At 66.3% G+C, this 14,990-nt stretch carries 13 protein-coding genes; 4 read left to right on the top strand and 9 right to left on the bottom strand.

Annotated features, from left to right (window positions below; all coding sequences use genetic code 11):
* Positions 1-9 precede the first annotated feature (9 nt).
* Entirely contained in the window at positions 10-1,251 is a 1,242-nt protein-coding gene (gene serB / locus JW364_RS04945) for a phosphoserine phosphatase SerB (RefSeq protein ID WP_068970709.1), read from the bottom strand.
* A 4-nt stretch (positions 1,252-1,255) separates the two neighbouring features.
* Positions 1,256-3,040, bottom strand: coding sequence for a cytochrome c oxidase subunit I (ctaD, locus tag JW364_RS04940; protein WP_065632663.1), 1,785 nt, complete (start codon positions 3,038-3,040; stop codon positions 1,256-1,258).
* 291 nt (positions 3,041-3,331) lie between these two features.
* On the opposite strand from ctaD, the gene JW364_RS04935 reads away from it, so the two are divergent.
* Complete coding sequence (locus JW364_RS04935; protein WP_205333470.1) at positions 3,332-4,381, top strand: ABC transporter substrate-binding protein; 1,050 nt, start codon at positions 3,332-3,334, stop codon at positions 4,379-4,381.
* 138 nt (positions 4,382-4,519) lie between these two features.
* Complete coding sequence (locus JW364_RS04930) at positions 4,520-5,008, top strand: carbonic anhydrase (RefSeq protein WP_205333469.1); 489 nt, start codon at positions 4,520-4,522, stop codon at positions 5,006-5,008.
* Positions 5,009-5,027: 19 nt separating this feature from the next.
* Here the strand turns inward: JW364_RS04930 and JW364_RS04925 are convergent, their stop codons facing one another.
* Positions 5,028-5,189, bottom strand: coding sequence for a hypothetical protein (locus JW364_RS04925; protein ID WP_165629809.1), 162 nt, complete (start codon positions 5,187-5,189; stop codon positions 5,028-5,030).
* A gap of 139 nt (positions 5,190-5,328) precedes the next feature.
* On the opposite strand from JW364_RS04925, the gene JW364_RS04920 reads away from it, so the two are divergent.
* A complete protein-coding gene (locus tag JW364_RS04920; protein WP_205333468.1) occupies positions 5,329-8,331 on the top strand; it encodes a DEAD/DEAH box helicase in 3,003 nt (1,000 codons plus the stop codon).
* The gene (locus JW364_RS04915; RefSeq protein ID WP_205333467.1) at positions 8,328-9,137 is read left to right on the top strand and encodes a hypothetical protein; all 810 of its coding nucleotides are present in this window, start codon (positions 8,328-8,330) and stop codon (positions 9,135-9,137) included. The genes JW364_RS04920 and JW364_RS04915 overlap by 4 nt, the downstream gene beginning before the upstream one ends.
* Before the next feature lie 49 nt (positions 9,138-9,186).
* Here JW364_RS04915 and nrdF read toward each other — a convergent pair whose 3' ends face one another.
* From nrdF to JW364_RS04885, 6 genes are all read right to left on the bottom strand, one after another.
* Positions 9,187-10,191 carry a class 1b ribonucleoside-diphosphate reductase subunit beta gene (nrdF, locus tag JW364_RS04910; protein ID WP_068970712.1) on the bottom strand — a complete coding sequence of 335 codons (1,005 nt, stop codon included), beginning with the start codon at positions 10,189-10,191 and terminating at the stop codon, positions 9,187-9,189.
* Positions 10,192-10,322: 131 nt separating this feature from the next.
* Complete coding sequence (locus tag JW364_RS04905) at positions 10,323-10,598, bottom strand: DUF3892 domain-containing protein (RefSeq protein ID WP_078112943.1); 276 nt, start codon at positions 10,596-10,598, stop codon at positions 10,323-10,325.
* A 189-nt stretch (positions 10,599-10,787) separates the two neighbouring features.
* A complete protein-coding gene (gene nrdE / locus JW364_RS04900; RefSeq protein WP_068970713.1) occupies positions 10,788-12,980 on the bottom strand; it encodes a class 1b ribonucleoside-diphosphate reductase subunit alpha in 2,193 nt (730 codons plus the stop codon).
* Positions 12,981-13,080: 100 nt separating this feature from the next.
* Complete coding sequence (gene nrdI, locus JW364_RS04895; RefSeq protein ID WP_055475910.1) at positions 13,081-13,545, bottom strand: class Ib ribonucleoside-diphosphate reductase assembly flavoprotein NrdI; 465 nt, start codon at positions 13,543-13,545, stop codon at positions 13,081-13,083.
* Positions 13,546-13,735: 190 nt separating this feature from the next.
* A complete protein-coding gene (locus JW364_RS04890) occupies positions 13,736-13,969 on the bottom strand; it encodes a redoxin NrdH (RefSeq protein ID WP_004019249.1) in 234 nt (77 codons plus the stop codon).
* A 420-nt stretch (positions 13,970-14,389) separates the two neighbouring features.
* Positions 14,390-14,947: an NAD(P)H-dependent oxidoreductase gene (locus tag JW364_RS04885; RefSeq protein ID WP_078112944.1), complete on the bottom strand. Its 558-nt coding sequence runs from the start codon at positions 14,945-14,947 to the stop codon at positions 14,390-14,392.
* Positions 14,948-14,990: the final 43 nt, after the last annotated feature.

The raw sequence follows: 14,990 nt of genomic DNA, 5'->3' as shown, positions 1-14,990 counted from the left end.
GGTGCGAGGTCAGCCCAGGGGTACCCGGCGATAGACGCCGTCGGCGGCGTCGGCCGCCTCGATCTCGTCGCGGGAGACGCCCAGGATGAACAGGACCCCGTCGAGAAACGGGTGATTCAGCGTGGCGTCGGCGACCTCGCGTAGTGCAGGCTTCGCGTTGAAGGCGATTCCCAGCCCGGCGACGCTGAGCATGTCGATGTCGTTGGCGCCGTCGCCCACCGCGATCGTCTGCTCCATCGGCACCCCGACCTGATCGGCGAACGACCGCAGCGCGTGCGCCTTGCCCATCCGGTCGACGACCTCGCCGACGACCCGGCCGGTCAGCTTCCCGTCGACGATCTCCAGGGTGTTGGCCCGGACGAAGTCGAGTTCGAGTTCGTGCGCGAGTCCGTCGATGACCTGACGGAAACCGCCGGACACGAGACCGCAGTGGAATCCGAGACGGTGCAGCGTACGGATCGTCGTCCGGGCACCGGGGGTCAGTTCGAGTGACTTGGCGACATCGTCGAGAACACTCGCGTCGAGTCCGGCCAGGGCCTTGACGCGTTCGTGAAGGGACTGCGCGAAATCGAGTTCACCTCGCATCGCCGCCTCGGTCACCGCGGCGACCTCGGCTTCGCGGCCGGCGTGCGCGGCGAGCATCTCGATCACCTCGCCCTGGATGAGGGTCGAGTCGACGTCGAAGACGATCAGGCGCTTGGCGCGCCGAGCGAGTCCGCCGCGCTCCACGGCGATATCGACCGAATGCTTCGCAGCAACCTCGGCGAGGCCTTTGCGGAGGGCGGCGTCGGCGGCGACACCACCCCGGCCGGCAACGCTGACCATGAGTTCGAGGCCGGTGAGCGGGTAGTCGGCGATTCCGCGGATCGAGTCGATGTTGCCGCCCTGGCTCGCCAGTTTCGCCGCGACGGCGCTGAACGCGGTGGCGGTGACCGGGCTGCCGAGGATCACGACGGCATGCGAGGACGGCGAGCGGCTACCGGGATCGACCCCGATCTCCACCCGGACGTCGAAACCGATGGACGCCATCGCCTGTTCGACGACTTCCTGCAGCGCCTCGGGGTCGCCGGTGGAGGACACCAGCACGCCGAGGGTCAGCTGCCCGCGGATGACCACCTGCTCGACGTCGAGCAGTGCAACGGCCTGACCGGCCAGGGCACCCATGAGAACAGAGGTGACACCTGGCCGGTCGGGACCGGTGACAGTGACCAGGACGGTCGTACCGGAACTGGCTGTCGAGTCCTTGCTCACCGGGTCAGCGCGGGTCGGGATCCGGGGATCCCTCGTGCGTTCCCACGGTGAACGGCTCGCGACGAGCCTCTTCCATCTGACGGTCCTTGCCCGCGGCGTGGCCCGGTCCGACGTGCGCCTCGGCACGCATGCGGTCGATCATGTGCGGGTAGTGCAGCTCGAACGCCGGGCGCTCCGACCGGATGCGGGGCAGCTCGGTGAAGTTGTGGCGCGGCGGCGGGCAGGAGGTGGCCCACTCGAGCGAGTTGCCGAAGCCCCACGGATCGTCGACGGTCACGACCTCGCCGTAGCGGTAGCTGCGGAAGACGTTCCACAGGAACGGCAGGGTCGACAGGCCGAGGATGAACGCGCCCACGGTCGAGATCATGTTCAGCGTCGTGAAGCCGTCCGACGGGAGGTAGTCGGCGTAGCGACGCGGCATGCCTTCGTTGCCCAGCCAGTGCTGCACCAGGAAGGTCATGTGGAAGCCGATGAACGTCAGCCAGAAGTGGATCTTGCCGAGTCGCTCGTCGAGCATGCGTCCGGTCATCTTCGGGAACCAGAAGTAGATGCCGGCGTAGGTGGCGAACACGATGGTGCCGAAGAGCACGTAGTGGAAGTGCGCGACGACGAAGTAGCTGTCGGACAGGTGGAAGTCCAGCGGCGGGCTCGCGAGCAGCACACCGGTCAGACCACCGAAGAGGAACGTCACGATGAAGCCGACCGAGAACAGCATCGGGGATTCGAACGTGATGTGACCGCGCCACATCGTTCCGATCCAGTTGAAGAACTTCACGCCGGTGGGCACCGCGATCAGGAACGTCATGAAGGCGAAGAACGGCAGCAGCACGGCGCCGGTGACGTACATGTGGTGGGCCCACACCGCGGCCGACAGGGCGGCGATGGCGAGCGTGGCGTAGATCAGACCGGAGTAGCCGAAGATCGGCTTCCGCGAGAAGACCGGGAAGACCTCGGACACGATGCCGAAGAACGGCAGGGCGATGACGTACACCTCGGGATGCCCGAAGAACCAGAACAGGTGCTGCCACAGGATGACTCCGCCGTTGGCCGGGTCGTAGATGTGGGCACCGAACTGGCGGTCGACCTCGAGACCCATCAGCGCCGCGGTCAGCAGCGGGAAGATGAGGAGGATCAGCACGCTGGTCACCAGGATGTTCCAGGTGAAGATCGGCATGCGGAACATCGTCATGCCGGGTGCGCGGAGACAGATCACGGTGGTGACCATGTTGACGCCACCGAGGATGGTGCCGAGACCCGAGACGGCCAGACCCATGATCCACAGGTCGGCGCCGATGCCGGGGCTGTGCACGGCGTCGGTCAGCGGCGTGTACGCGGTCCACCCGAAGTCGGCGGCGCCACCGGGCGTGATGAAGCCGGCGACGGCGATGGTCGAACCGAAGACGAACAGCCAGAAGCCGAGTGCGTTGAGTCGCGGGAAGGCGACGTCGGGCGAACCGATCTGCAGCGGCAACACGAAGTTGGCGAAGCCGATCACGATCGGCGTCGCGTACATCAGCAGCATCACGGTGCCGTGCATCGTGAAGAGCTGGTTGAACTGCTCGGTGGACAGGAACTGCATGCCCGGCATCGCGAGCTCGCCACGCATCAGCAGGGCCATGAGGCCGCCGATGAGGAAGAACGCGAAGCAGGCGGTGATGTACATCATGCCGATCAACTTGTGATCGGTCGTCGTCAGCAGCTTGTAGATGAACGAACCCTTGGGCTGATAGCGCTCCGGGAACGGACGCACTGGAGCCACTTGCGTGGTGGGTTGGTCTACCGCGGTCACAGATCCTCCTCTTGCCCGAACCCGACGCCGAACCCCTTCGGCCGTCGGTCGGCACATGAACAAACCGAGCGCTGGTTACTGATCCTAAACCCTCACCGGTGCCCGGGCCGAGCGGGTCCTACGATCTGTCGTATTCGATGTCGGAGCCACCGGATCGGCAGTGCTCATCGGCGGTTTCTTCGACGACGCGCCAGGCTCTCGGAGCACCCTTCCGATCGCCGGCGTCCGGCGTCCGGGAGTGCGCATCCGAGCCTACGCCGGGCGCCTCGGGACCGGTGCTAGGTTGGGCGGGTGCAACGGAGGGTCACGGTCGCGAACGAGGCCGCCAGAAGTGTCGGCGCCGCCACCGGCGAGACCCGACGCTCACTCGTCCGACGCGTGGGCCTGGCGACCACGATCGGGTTGACAGTGGTCGCGCTGGCCTCCTGTTCGGGCGAGGAACCGCTGACGACTCCGGACGGCTCCCCCATCTCCACCGTGACGACACGGGTGGCGGAGGTGAACATCGTCTCGGCCGACCGTGATTACGCGAAGACCTGCCTCGCACCCTCCGCGCCGGATCCGGGTGAGGCCGACGTCGACCGCATCGTCGTGACCGACCCCGCCGTCCTCGACGCGCTGTGCGCCCTCGGGCTCGGCCCCGAGGTCGTCGCGGTGGCTGCCGAACCCGGTTCCGTGCCCGGGTATCTCGGTCCCCAACTGACCTCGGTCCCGGCCATCGGACCGACGCCCGACGCCGCGGCGGTCGCCGACGCCGACGCCGGACTCGTCCTCACCACCGCCGACACCGCGGACTCCGCCCGCGCGTTCCCCGGTGTCCGCACCGTCACCATCCCGGCCGACGGCACCTGGCAACAGCAGTTCCAGGCCGTCGCCGACGCCGTGAACCGCGGCGGGTCGGGTCGGACGCGTCTCGCCGAGTACACGACCGAGGCGACCAAGACCGGCCGGCGGATGGACGCCTCGCACACCCAGGTGTCGCTGGTGCGCTTCGGCGACGACTCCGAGACCATCGCCGGGATGAACACCTTCGCCGGCCAGGTGCTCGGGGACATCGGCGTCCAGCGGCCCGGGCCGCAGCGCGTGCCCGACTCCTTCGCCCTCACCGACGAGAACTTCCGCGACGCCGACGCCGACCTCATCTATGTGAGCTTCGAAGGCGAGGAAGGCCTCACCCACGGGGAAGAGGTCCTGCTCAGCGACGAATGGCTCAGCCTGGGCGCACCCGTGTGGAAACGTGTGCTCGCCGTCGACGACGACGTCTGGTACGAGTCCTCGGGACTCGCCGCCGCCTGGCTGGTCCTCAACGACGTCAAGGGCTCACTCGACGGCAACTCCTGACGGTCTCCGATCGGCAGGTGTCGCACATCGTTGCCCCAGGCGCAACGAAGCGCTACATCTGCGTGGCCGTTTCGACCACTTCCGATCACCCACGTCCAAACCCTCGCCGGGGCGACGTCGACACATCAGGATCGGCGCATGAGTGTCACCGACGAATACCTCGCGAACAACGCCGAATACGCCAAGACCTTCACCGGGCCGTTGCCCCTGCCGCCGGCCAAGCACGTCGCGGTGGTGGCCTGTATGGACGCCCGGCTCGACGTCTACCGCATCCTCGGATTGAACGAGGGCGAGGCCCACGTGATCCGCAACGCCGGCGGGGTGGTGACCGACGACGAGATCCGCTCCCTGGCCATCAGTCAGCAACTGCTCGGCACCACCGAGATCATCCTCATCCACCACACCGACTGCGGCATGCTGACGTTCACCGACGACGACTTCAAGCGCCAGATCCAGGACGAGATCGGGCAGAAGCCCGCGTGGTCGGCGGAGGCGTTCGCCGATCTCGACGAGGACGTCCGCCAATCGATCACCCGGATCCAGAACAGCCCGTTCGTCACCAAGACCACGTCGTTGCGCGGGTTCGTCTTCGACGTCGCGACCGGACTCCTGCGCGAGGTGTCCTGACCCGGGTTACCCGACCCTCCTACGAGTCGCCGCCCTCGGAGCGCTGGACCGCTTCGGGGGCGTTCTCGCGCGTGGCCATCCCGCCCTCGCGTCCGTGGTCCTGCGGGCCGGGCGGATCCTTCTCCACTTCCTTCTCGGGAGCGTCTGTCCCGGACGTCTTGTGGTTGTCGGACTGTCCCATCGATACCTCCGTGCTCGTGCCGGCTGCGACGATCGTCGATACCCGGGGAGTCGGGCGGACAAACCACCTCGCTGCCCGGCCGGCCGCGCGACGCCCGGGCGGTGTCGGAGGCCACGGCTAAACTGGCCGACGATCCTCGATGCCACATGATTCGCCGTCCAGCGGTCAGACTCCCCCGGACTCTGCCCCGAAGCCTCATCTCGCCGAGCCCCTGCACGCCCTCTGGCGGCCGGGCGTCGGCATGGCGGTGTGGATCGACGGCGATGTGTCCGATCTCCCGCCACCCCTACGCGACCTCCTCGACGGTCGACGATTCCGCAGCGAGATCCCCGTCGTCGACGCCGGCGATCGACGGCAGTTCGTGCGCGCCGCGACTCTCGGTCTGACGTCGGCGGTCACTTTGCTCGACGCATCGCGGTCGGTCCCGGTGGCGGGTGACGTCCGGTGGTACCGGTACCTGCTCGACGGCGTGCGGTCGTTCGTGCGGTCCGGCACCGTGGCGCCGTCGGTTCTGCAGGTGGCCGGCGAGTGGATGGTGCGCTGGGTCGTCGTCGCGACGCCGACGTGGCGCAGCTGGCATGCCGTCGTCGTGGGAAGCGCGCCGGATGCGCTGCTGCACAACGGGTCCGCACCCGCCCTGGACGACTTCCTCGCCGAACTCGTCGACCACGAATGCCGTTCTGCCATCGCTCGTTCCGCCGTCCGCCTCGGTGAACCACGGCCCGCGTCACCCGTCGTGCGGGCACTGCTCCCCGACGCCGATCCCCGCCCGCCCAGCTCACCGGAACGTCTCGCCGCCGCCGCGGGTGGCTGGTCGCGGTGGAACGCCGGCGCTCCGCGCGACGATCGTTCGCTCATCTTCCGGCTGCACGAACCCGAGTACGACGACCTCGCCGACGCTCAGTGGGCCGACGCATGGGACGACGACACCGTCGACCCGCCGAGCCGCGCCGAGGTGGCCGAGACCTCGCGGTGGCGACTGCAGGTCTGTCGTCGGAGCATCGACGGACAGGTCGAACCCGTCGCGCCGCACCGCCTCGACGCCCACGAACTCGACGAACTGACGACCGAGTTGGCCACGGCAGTCCGTGAATTTCCCGAACTGGGCCGCGCCGACCCCGATCGGGGCTCCCTCGACTTCCTGCTGCCGACCGCGATCACGGAAGAACTATTCGCCACGGGCGCGGCGGCGCTCGGCGCCGTCGGCATCCCGGTTCTGCTGCCGAGGACGATCGCCGAGGTCCGTCCGAGTCTGACCCTGCGCGCGCTCGCGCCGCCCGGCGGCGGGGCACCGGCGGCGATGGTCGGCCTTCGGGAGATCCGGGAGTTCGAGTGGCGTCTCGCCCTCGGCGACACCCCAGATGCGATCACGCTCACCGATGCCGACCTCGACGAATTGTCCGGCCAGAAAGGCGATCTGGTCCGCGTGCGCGGAGTGTGGATGCGCGCCGAGGGCGCCGCGCTGACCCGGGCAGCCACGTTCGTCGCCACCCAGCGCGCACTGGCCGCGGTCGAACCGCCGAGCGACTTCGGCGAGCTGTTCAACCTCGTCACCGGCGAGTCGGACCGTCTACCTGTACCTGTGTCACGAGTCGAAGGCCTCTCCTGGCTCGACGACGTCGCCGACACCGGCGTCCTTCGACCCGAATCCGTCGCGCCACCGACGGGGTTGACCGCCACCCTGCGTCCCTACCAGCAGCGCGGCCTGGACTGGCTCGCCCATCTGTCGACCCTCGGCGTGGGCGGCGTGCTGGCCGACGACATGGGCCTGGGCAAGACCCTGCAGGTCATCGCACTCGAATGCCACGAGCGTAGCGGTCCGTCCGCGACGCCTGCCGATGATCCTCGAAAGCCGACGCTCGTCGTCTGCCCGATGTCCCTGGTGGGCAACTGGGCGCGGGAATTCGCCCGGTTCGCGCCCGCGCTCCGCGTGGCGATCCACCACGGGCCCTCTCGCGAGTCAGGGGCGGCGTTCGCGGGCATCCGCGAGTCCGTCGACATCGTGGTCACCACCTTCGCGATCGCGGCGCGCGACCACGAGTTGCTGTCCTCGCAACCCTGGCATCGGATCGTGGTCGACGAGGCCCAGCACCTCAAGAACGTGAACACCATTGCGGCCAAGGCGGTTCGGACGGTCCCCGCCGGCCATCGCCTCGCTCTCACCGGCACCCCGGTCGAGAACCGCCTGGAGGATCTCCGCGCCGTCATCGACCTGGTCAACCCTGGACTACTCGGCTCCGCGTCGGTCTTCCGTGCACGCTACGCCGAACCGATCGAACGGGATCGTGACCCGGCCGCCCTCCGACGGTTGTCCGCGATCACCCGGCCGTTCATCCTGCGCCGCGAGAAGACCGATCCGGCGATCGCCGCCGACCTCCCGGAGAAGGCGGACTTCGCCGTCCGGGCCAACCTCACCGTCGAGCAGGCGGCGCTGTACCGCGCGGTGATCGACGAACTGATGACGGCACTGCGCGACAAGCAGCAGCGCACACTACGACGCCGCAACGTACTGGCCGCACTGACCCGCCTCAAGCAGGTGTGCAATCACCCCGCGCACTATCTCGCCGACGGCACCGACCTCGTCCGCGACGGCGAACACCGCTCAGGCAAGGTCGAGCTGCTGGCCGACATCGTCTCCACCGTCGCCGAGGAGGGCGACCGCGCATTGGTCTTCACCCAGTTCGCCGCCTTCGGTGACATGCTGTCGTCGTGGTTGTCCGCGGAGTTCGGCAGTGAGATCCCGCTTCTGCACGGCGGTCTGGGTCGCACCGAGCGCGACCGCCTCGTCGCCGACTTCCAGTCCGACGACGGGCCGCCGGTCCTGCTGGCGACGCTGAAGGCCGGCGGCACCGGGCTCAACCTGACCGCGGCCAACAACGTCATCCATGTCGATCGGTGGTGGAACCCGGCTGTCGAGGACCAGGCCACCGACCGCGCCTACCGGATCGGCCAGGACCAGAAGGTGTCGGTGCATCGGTTCGTCTGTGTCGGCACCATCGAGGAGCGCATTGACGACATGATCGCCAAGAAACGTGAGCTGTCCCGGCTGACGGTCGCGGCCGGCGAGAACTGGGTGTCCGACCTCGCCGACGACGAACTCTTCGAACTCATCCGGCTGCGCGACGAGGCGGTCAGCGAATGACGGTGCGCAAGAAGGGCACGCAACGACGCGGTGAGCGTGGCACGATTGCGGTCCGCGGCTATGGCCTCACCTCATGGTCACGCGCCTTCGTCGATGTCGTCGAGGGACGCGGCGCCGACGGCGAATCGGTCGCCGATAGCCGTCGTATCACCAAGGCGCGCAGGTATTTCCGCGATCGGCATCTGCGCGGCCTGCGGATCGACGCCGGCCGGGTAACCGCCTCGGTGGAGGGCACCCAGCTCGAGCCGTTCGACGTCATCCTGACCACCCGCACCGTCGACACACCGACACTTGCGAACCTTCTCCGCGAGCGCAACGCTGTCGATGAACTCATGCTGCTCACCCGCGGCGAACAGCCGCCGGCGCTGGGTGAGCTGCTGGTGCCCACGGAGTCCGCCGACGTCATGACCGACTGCACGTGCCCCGACGAGGCGCCGCGGTGCATCCATGCTCTCGTCACCTGTTACGAGGTGGCCGCCGAGATCGACCGCACCCCGTTGACCCTGCTGACCGTGATGGGCACCGACCTGCGAGCGCTGCTGGCCGAGATCGACTCTCGCCCACCGGATTCACGGACCTCCGACGACGGCGGGTCAGCAACCTCACTGCAGGTCGACGACTACTACGGCACCGCCTCGACGTTGCCTCCGCTGCCGTCGCCGTCGCGGATGAACCCGCTGACCGCGCTCGACGGCGGCGAACTACGGGCGGCGTTGCGCGCCACCGGCGTCGCGCCCGCCGACATCGCCGAGGCGATCGACGAGCTCGGCGATCTCTACGACCGCCTCACCGCCGGCGATTCGTAGCGCCAATGCGCATATAGCACGCGTCGACGCTACGAAATCCTCGGTGGGACTAGAAGTCCCAGTCCTCGTCCTCGGTGTTGACGGCCTTGCCGATGACATAGGAACTGCCCGACCCGGAGAAGAAGTCGTGGTTCTCGTCGGCGTTGGGCGACAGCGCCGACAGGATCGCCGGGTTCACGTCGGTCTCGTCGCGCGGGAACATCGCCTCGTAGCCCAGGTTCATCAGGGCCTTGTTCGCGTTGTAGCGCAGGAACTTCTTGACGTCCTCGCTCAGCCCGACCTCGTCGTACAGAGCCTCGGTGTAGTCACTCTCGTTGTCGTAGAGCTCGAACAGCAACTCGAAGGTGTAGTCCTTGAGCTCCTGACGACGCTCCGGGGTCTCGACCTCGAGTCCGCGCTGATACTTGTAGCCGATGTAGTACCCGTGCACCGCCTCGTCGCGGATGATCAGGCGGATCAGGTCGGCGGTGTTGGTGAGCTTCGCGCGGCTCGACCAGTACATCGGCAGGTAGAAGCCGGAATAGAACAGGAACGACTCGAGCAGCGTCGAGGCGACCTTGCGCTTCAGCGGGTCGTCGCCACGGTAGTAGTCCATGACGATCTGCGCCTTGCGCTGCAGCTGCTCGTTCTCCTCCGACCAGCGGAACGCCTCGTCGATCTCCTTGGTGGAGCACAGAGTGGAGAAGATCGAGCTGTAGCTCTTGGCGTGCACGGACTCCATGAAGGCGATGTTGGTGAGCACCGCCTCCTCGTGCGGGGTGGTGGCGTCCGGGATCAGCGACACCGCACCGACCGTGCCCTGGATGGTGTCGAGCAGGGTGAGACCGGTGAACACCCGCATGGTGAGCTGCTTCTCGTATTCGGTGAGCGTGCCCCACGACGGGATGTCGTTGGACACCGGCACCTTCTCGGGCAGCCAGAAGTTGCCGGTGAGGCGGTCCCACACCTCGGCATCCTTCTCGTCGGGCACGCGGTTCCAGTTGATCGCCGAGACCCGGCTGACCAGCTTGATGGGCGCTCCGTCGGCGGGGCTGTGGCGTTCGGTGGAGGTCATTGGTCCTCACAAACCGCTAAGTACATTGGTGCAACACACATCTCACACATTCCTTTCGTCCTCTGGAGCAGTGGACACCAAGACACTAGCCCGGTGCGGGTGGACGCTATGTCCACCCGCACCGAGCCTGACTAACGTCGCGGCAGGGACAACAGGTTGTTGGTCCATACCCCGTCGGCATATGTCCGCAGATACTTGGACCCACTTGAGGGTTTCACGACACCGACATTCACTCGATGCCCGTCTTCCTCAACGTATGCCTTGCCGTCATTCTCGATCCAGTCCACGAGCGTTGCCTTGGAGCTGGAGCCCGACTCCCCGGTACTGGGATTCGTCCACCACAAATGAGTGATGTGCTGGTGCTCATACCCACCGGCGAGCCGAACTGCTGTCAATCGAATAGCCATGATCTGTACTTCCTCGTCTTGTAATTCACACCGCGAATGGTTTCGCGGTCGTACTCCGAGGCCGTACACTCGATGCTGCAACGCGGTTGAGTGTATCGGCCGTCCGAGGGTGGGTGAGTTGGTAGCTCACCCACCCTCAATCTTTACGTCATGCCTCCTCCTGCGGTGAGTGGTTCGCGGATGCGCAGGTCACAACATGCAGCTGACGCAATTTTCCACCTCGGTCCCCTCGAGCGCGATCTGGCGCAGGCGGATGTAGTAGAGCGTCTTGATGCCCTTGCGCCATGCGTAGATCTGCGCCTTGTTGACGTCGCGCGTGGTGGCGGTGTCCTTGAAGAAGAGAGTCAGGCTGAGGCCCTGGTCGACATGCTGCGTGGCCGCGGCATAAGTGTCGATGATCTTCTCGTACCCGATCTCGTACGCGTCCTGGTAGTACTCCAGGTTGTCGTTCGTCATGTACGGCGCCGGGTAGTAGACGCGGCCGATCTTGCCTTCCTTGCGGATCTCGATCTTGGCGGCGACCGGGTGGATCGAACTGGTCGAGTGGTTGATGTAGCTGATCGAGCCGGTCGGCGGGACGGCCTGCAGGTTCTGGTTGTAGATGCCGTCACGCTGGACGGCGGCCTTCAGCTCACGCCAGTCGTCCTGGGTCGGGATGGCGATCCCGGCCTGCCCGAACAGGTCTCGCACCTTCTGGGTCGCCGGCTCCCACACCTTCTCGGTGTACTTGTCGAAGAACTCACCGCTCGCGTACTTCGACTTCTCGAAGCCGGTGAACGCCCGGCCGCGCTCGGCGGCGATCCGGTTCGACGCGCGCAGCGCGTGATAGAGCACCGTGTAGAAGTAGATGTTCGTGAAGTCGATGCCTTCTTCGCTGCCGTAGAAGACCCGCTCACGCGCCAGGTATCCGTGCAGGTTCATCTGCCCCAGGCCGATGGCGTGAGACTGGTTGTTGCCGTGCTCGATCGAGGGCACCGACGTGATCGTGGTCTGGTCGCTCACCGCGGTGAGGCCGCGGATCGCGGTCTCGATGGTCTGGCCGATGTCGGGCGAATCCATCGTCTTGGCGATGTTCAGCGAACCCAGGTTGCACGAGATGTCCTTGCCCACTTCGGCATAGGACAGGTCGTCGTTGAAGGTCGACGGCGTCGACACCTGCAGGATCTCCGAGCACAGGTTGGAATGCGTGATCTTGCCGTCGATCGGGTTGGCCCGGTTCACCGTGTCCTCGAACATGATGTACGGGTATCCCGACTCGAACTGCAGCTCGGCGAGGGTCTGGAAGAACTCGCGCGCCTTGATCTTGGTCTTGCGGATGCGGCGGTCCTCGACCATCTCGTGGTACTTGTCCGTCACGTTGACGTCCGCGAACGGTACGCCGTAGACACGTTCGACGTCGTACGGACTGAACAGGTACATGTCGTCGTTGGCCTTGGCCAGCTCGAACGTGATGTCCGGGATGACCACACCGAGTGACAGGGTCTTGATACGGATCTTCTCGTCCGCGTTCTCGCGCTTGGTGTCGAGGAAGCGGTAGATGTCGGGGTGGTGCGCGTGCAGGTACACCGCGCCCGCGCCCTGCCGGGCACCGAGCTGGTTGGCGTAGGAGAAGGAGTCCTCGAGCAGCTTCATGATGGGGATGACACCCGAACTCTGGTTCTCGATCTTCTTGATCGGCGCACCGTGCTCGCGGATATTGCTGAGCAGCAAGGCAACTCCGCCGCCGCGCTTGGAGAGCTGCAAGGCCGAGTTGATCGACCGGCCGATCGACTCCATGTTGTCCTCGATACGCAGCAGGAAGCACGAGACGGGTTCGCCGCGCTGCTTCTTGCCGGAATTGAGGAAGGTCGGCGTCGCCGGCTGGAACCGGCCGTCGATGATCTCGTCGGTGAGGTTGCGCGCGAGGACCGTGTCGCCGTCGGCCAGGGTCAGCGCCACCATGCACACGCGATCCTCGAAACGCTCCAGGTACCGCTTGCCGTCGAAGGTCTTGAGCGTGTAGCTCGTGTAGTACTTGAACGCCCCGAGGAAGGTCGGGAAACGGAACTTCTTGCTGTAGGCGTGCCCGAAGAGGCTCTTGACGAACTCGCGGTCGTACTTCGCGAGAACCTCGGGCTCGTAGTAGTTCTCTTCGACGAGGTAGTCGAGCTTCTCGTCGAGATCGTGGAAGAAGACCGTGTTCTGGTTGACGTGCTGCAGGAAGTACTGGTTCGCGGCTTCGCGATCCTTGTCGAACTGGATCTTGCCGTCGGCGTCGTACAGGTTGAGCATCGCATTGAGAGCGTGGTAGTCGAGCTCGCCCGGGTCGTGTCCCGAGGGCCCGGGGTGCACACCCGACTTGCTGGCTGAAGTGGTGTCCGAGACGGCGGCGGTGGGCGACACGACAGATGACTCCTGCGGGTAGTGGTGGCTGTTACCGAGGGCCGGTGCGGCCAGAGTATGGGAGGGGTACGACAAAGCCTGATCGAGCGGAATTCGCAGGTCAGGCGGGCGAGGCGCTGAGCGACACGCTCGCCGCGAACGCCGGACTCTGGGCGAATTCGGCGAGTCCCGCGCGGACGCGGTCGACATCGTCGGAGGTGCCCATCAATTCGAACCGGTAGAGGTAGGGGACGTGGCACTTCCGTGCGATGACATCGCCGGCGTAACAGAACTCCTCGCCGAAGTTCGTGTTACCCGCCGCGATCACCCCCCTGATCGATGACCGATTGTGTTCGTCGTTGAGGAAGCGGATGACCTGCTTGGGAACGTAGCCGCCGGGTTGCCCCGTCGCCTTGCCCCCGCCGTAGGTCGGGCAGACCAGGACATACGGCTCATCGACACGGAAAACACCGGTCCGATCGAGGACCGGGATGCGCACAGCGCGCATGTCCAGTTTCTCGACGAACCGGTGGGTGTTCTCCGAAACCGAGGAGAAGTACACGATCAACGGCGATTCTGCCGCCATGTCTCCTCCAGCCTGGACGTTCTCGTCGATCTCGCCGGCCGTGTCCGGCCCGGCACTGTCGGTGTCAACGCCGTGAGCGGCGTGACCATTTCCTCGATGACCCCGCGGTGCGGCGTGATCCGGCTTCCCCGTCGGATCGCCTCCGAACCGTCGGTCGGGCGGGCGATGTCACCGTCATGGTGACGACAGATCAGGCAGCGGCGGTGGCGAGTGCCTTGATGCGGTCGGGACGGAAGCCCGACCAGTGCGCGTCGCCGGCGACCACGACGGGTGCCTGCAGGTAGCCGAGCGCCATCACGTAGTCACGCGCCTCGGCATCTTCGCTGATGTCGACGATCTCGTAGGACAGACCCTGCTTGTCGAGGGCCTTGTAGGTGGCATTGCACTGGACGCAGGCCGGCTTCGTGTAGACGGTGATAGACATTCGGAGGTACTCCTCGGGTCGTAGGAATCGCCAGTGACGTGCGGTTTCCCAGCGTGAAGATGGTGACCTGGATCACCATCGTGGTGGCTTTCTCCGAGGAGTCGAACTGCTTCTCGTCGTCTGCCTGACTGGTAGCTCAAACACTACACCTAGTGGCTGACATTTCTGGTCACCACAAGGGCTTGTGAATAACATTGATGGAAGACATGCAGGTCGGAGCGGTGCACGATCACAAATCCCCCGCGTGTCCTCCGCGTGTCCGGCGTGTCGTTCACAGGCTGTCCCGAGGCGGTCCACAACATGTCCACCGACCATCCACATCCGGTCTCGGTTGCCCACCGGCCCGACGCCGGCACCCCCGGACACGACGACGCCGCGCCGGGCAAGGGCCGGGCGCGGCGTCGCTACGTCGGTGAGGGGTCAGGCGCTGACAGCGACCTCGTCGACGAGCCGGGTTACGGACGCGACGACCTTCTCGACGACCTCCGGAGAATCCAGGCCGGCCTCGGGCAGTGCCGCGAGCTGCAGACCGAGGTCGGCCTCCGCGATCGCGCGACCGCCGGCGATGCCGACCGACTTACGGGTGTCCTCACGGGTCCACGCGCCGCCGTACTGGCCGAGGGCCGCGCTCAGCACCGCGACGGGCTTGCCCGTGAGCGCGCCGGTGCCGTAGGGCCGCGACAACCAGTCGATGGCGTTCTTGAGTGCGGCGGGGATGGTGCCGTTGTACTCGGGGGTTGCGATCAGCACGCCGTCGGCGGCGCCGACGACCTGGCGCAGGTTCGCCACGGCTGGGTCGAGCTGCTCCTCGATGTCGATGTCCTCGCTGTAGAACGGCAGCGAGCCGAGATTGTCGACGACCGTGATGGAGACTCCCGACGGCGCATTGTCCGCGGCCAGGTGGGCGAGCTGACGGTTGACCGAGGCCGTACGCAAGCTTCCGACCAGCGCGACCAGTTCGACGACTCGTTCCGACATGTGATTCCTCTCGATGGCACAGGGGTCCGTGGAAGTCCACGCG

The sequence above is a fragment of the Gordonia sp. BP-119 genome (genome assembly GCF_016924115.1).
GTDB classification, from domain to species: Bacteria; Actinomycetota; Actinomycetes; order Mycobacteriales; family Mycobacteriaceae; genus Gordonia; species Gordonia hongkongensis.
The sequence above is the reverse complement of the archived record's forward strand: the minus strand, read 5'-3'. Positions and strand labels throughout refer to the sequence as shown.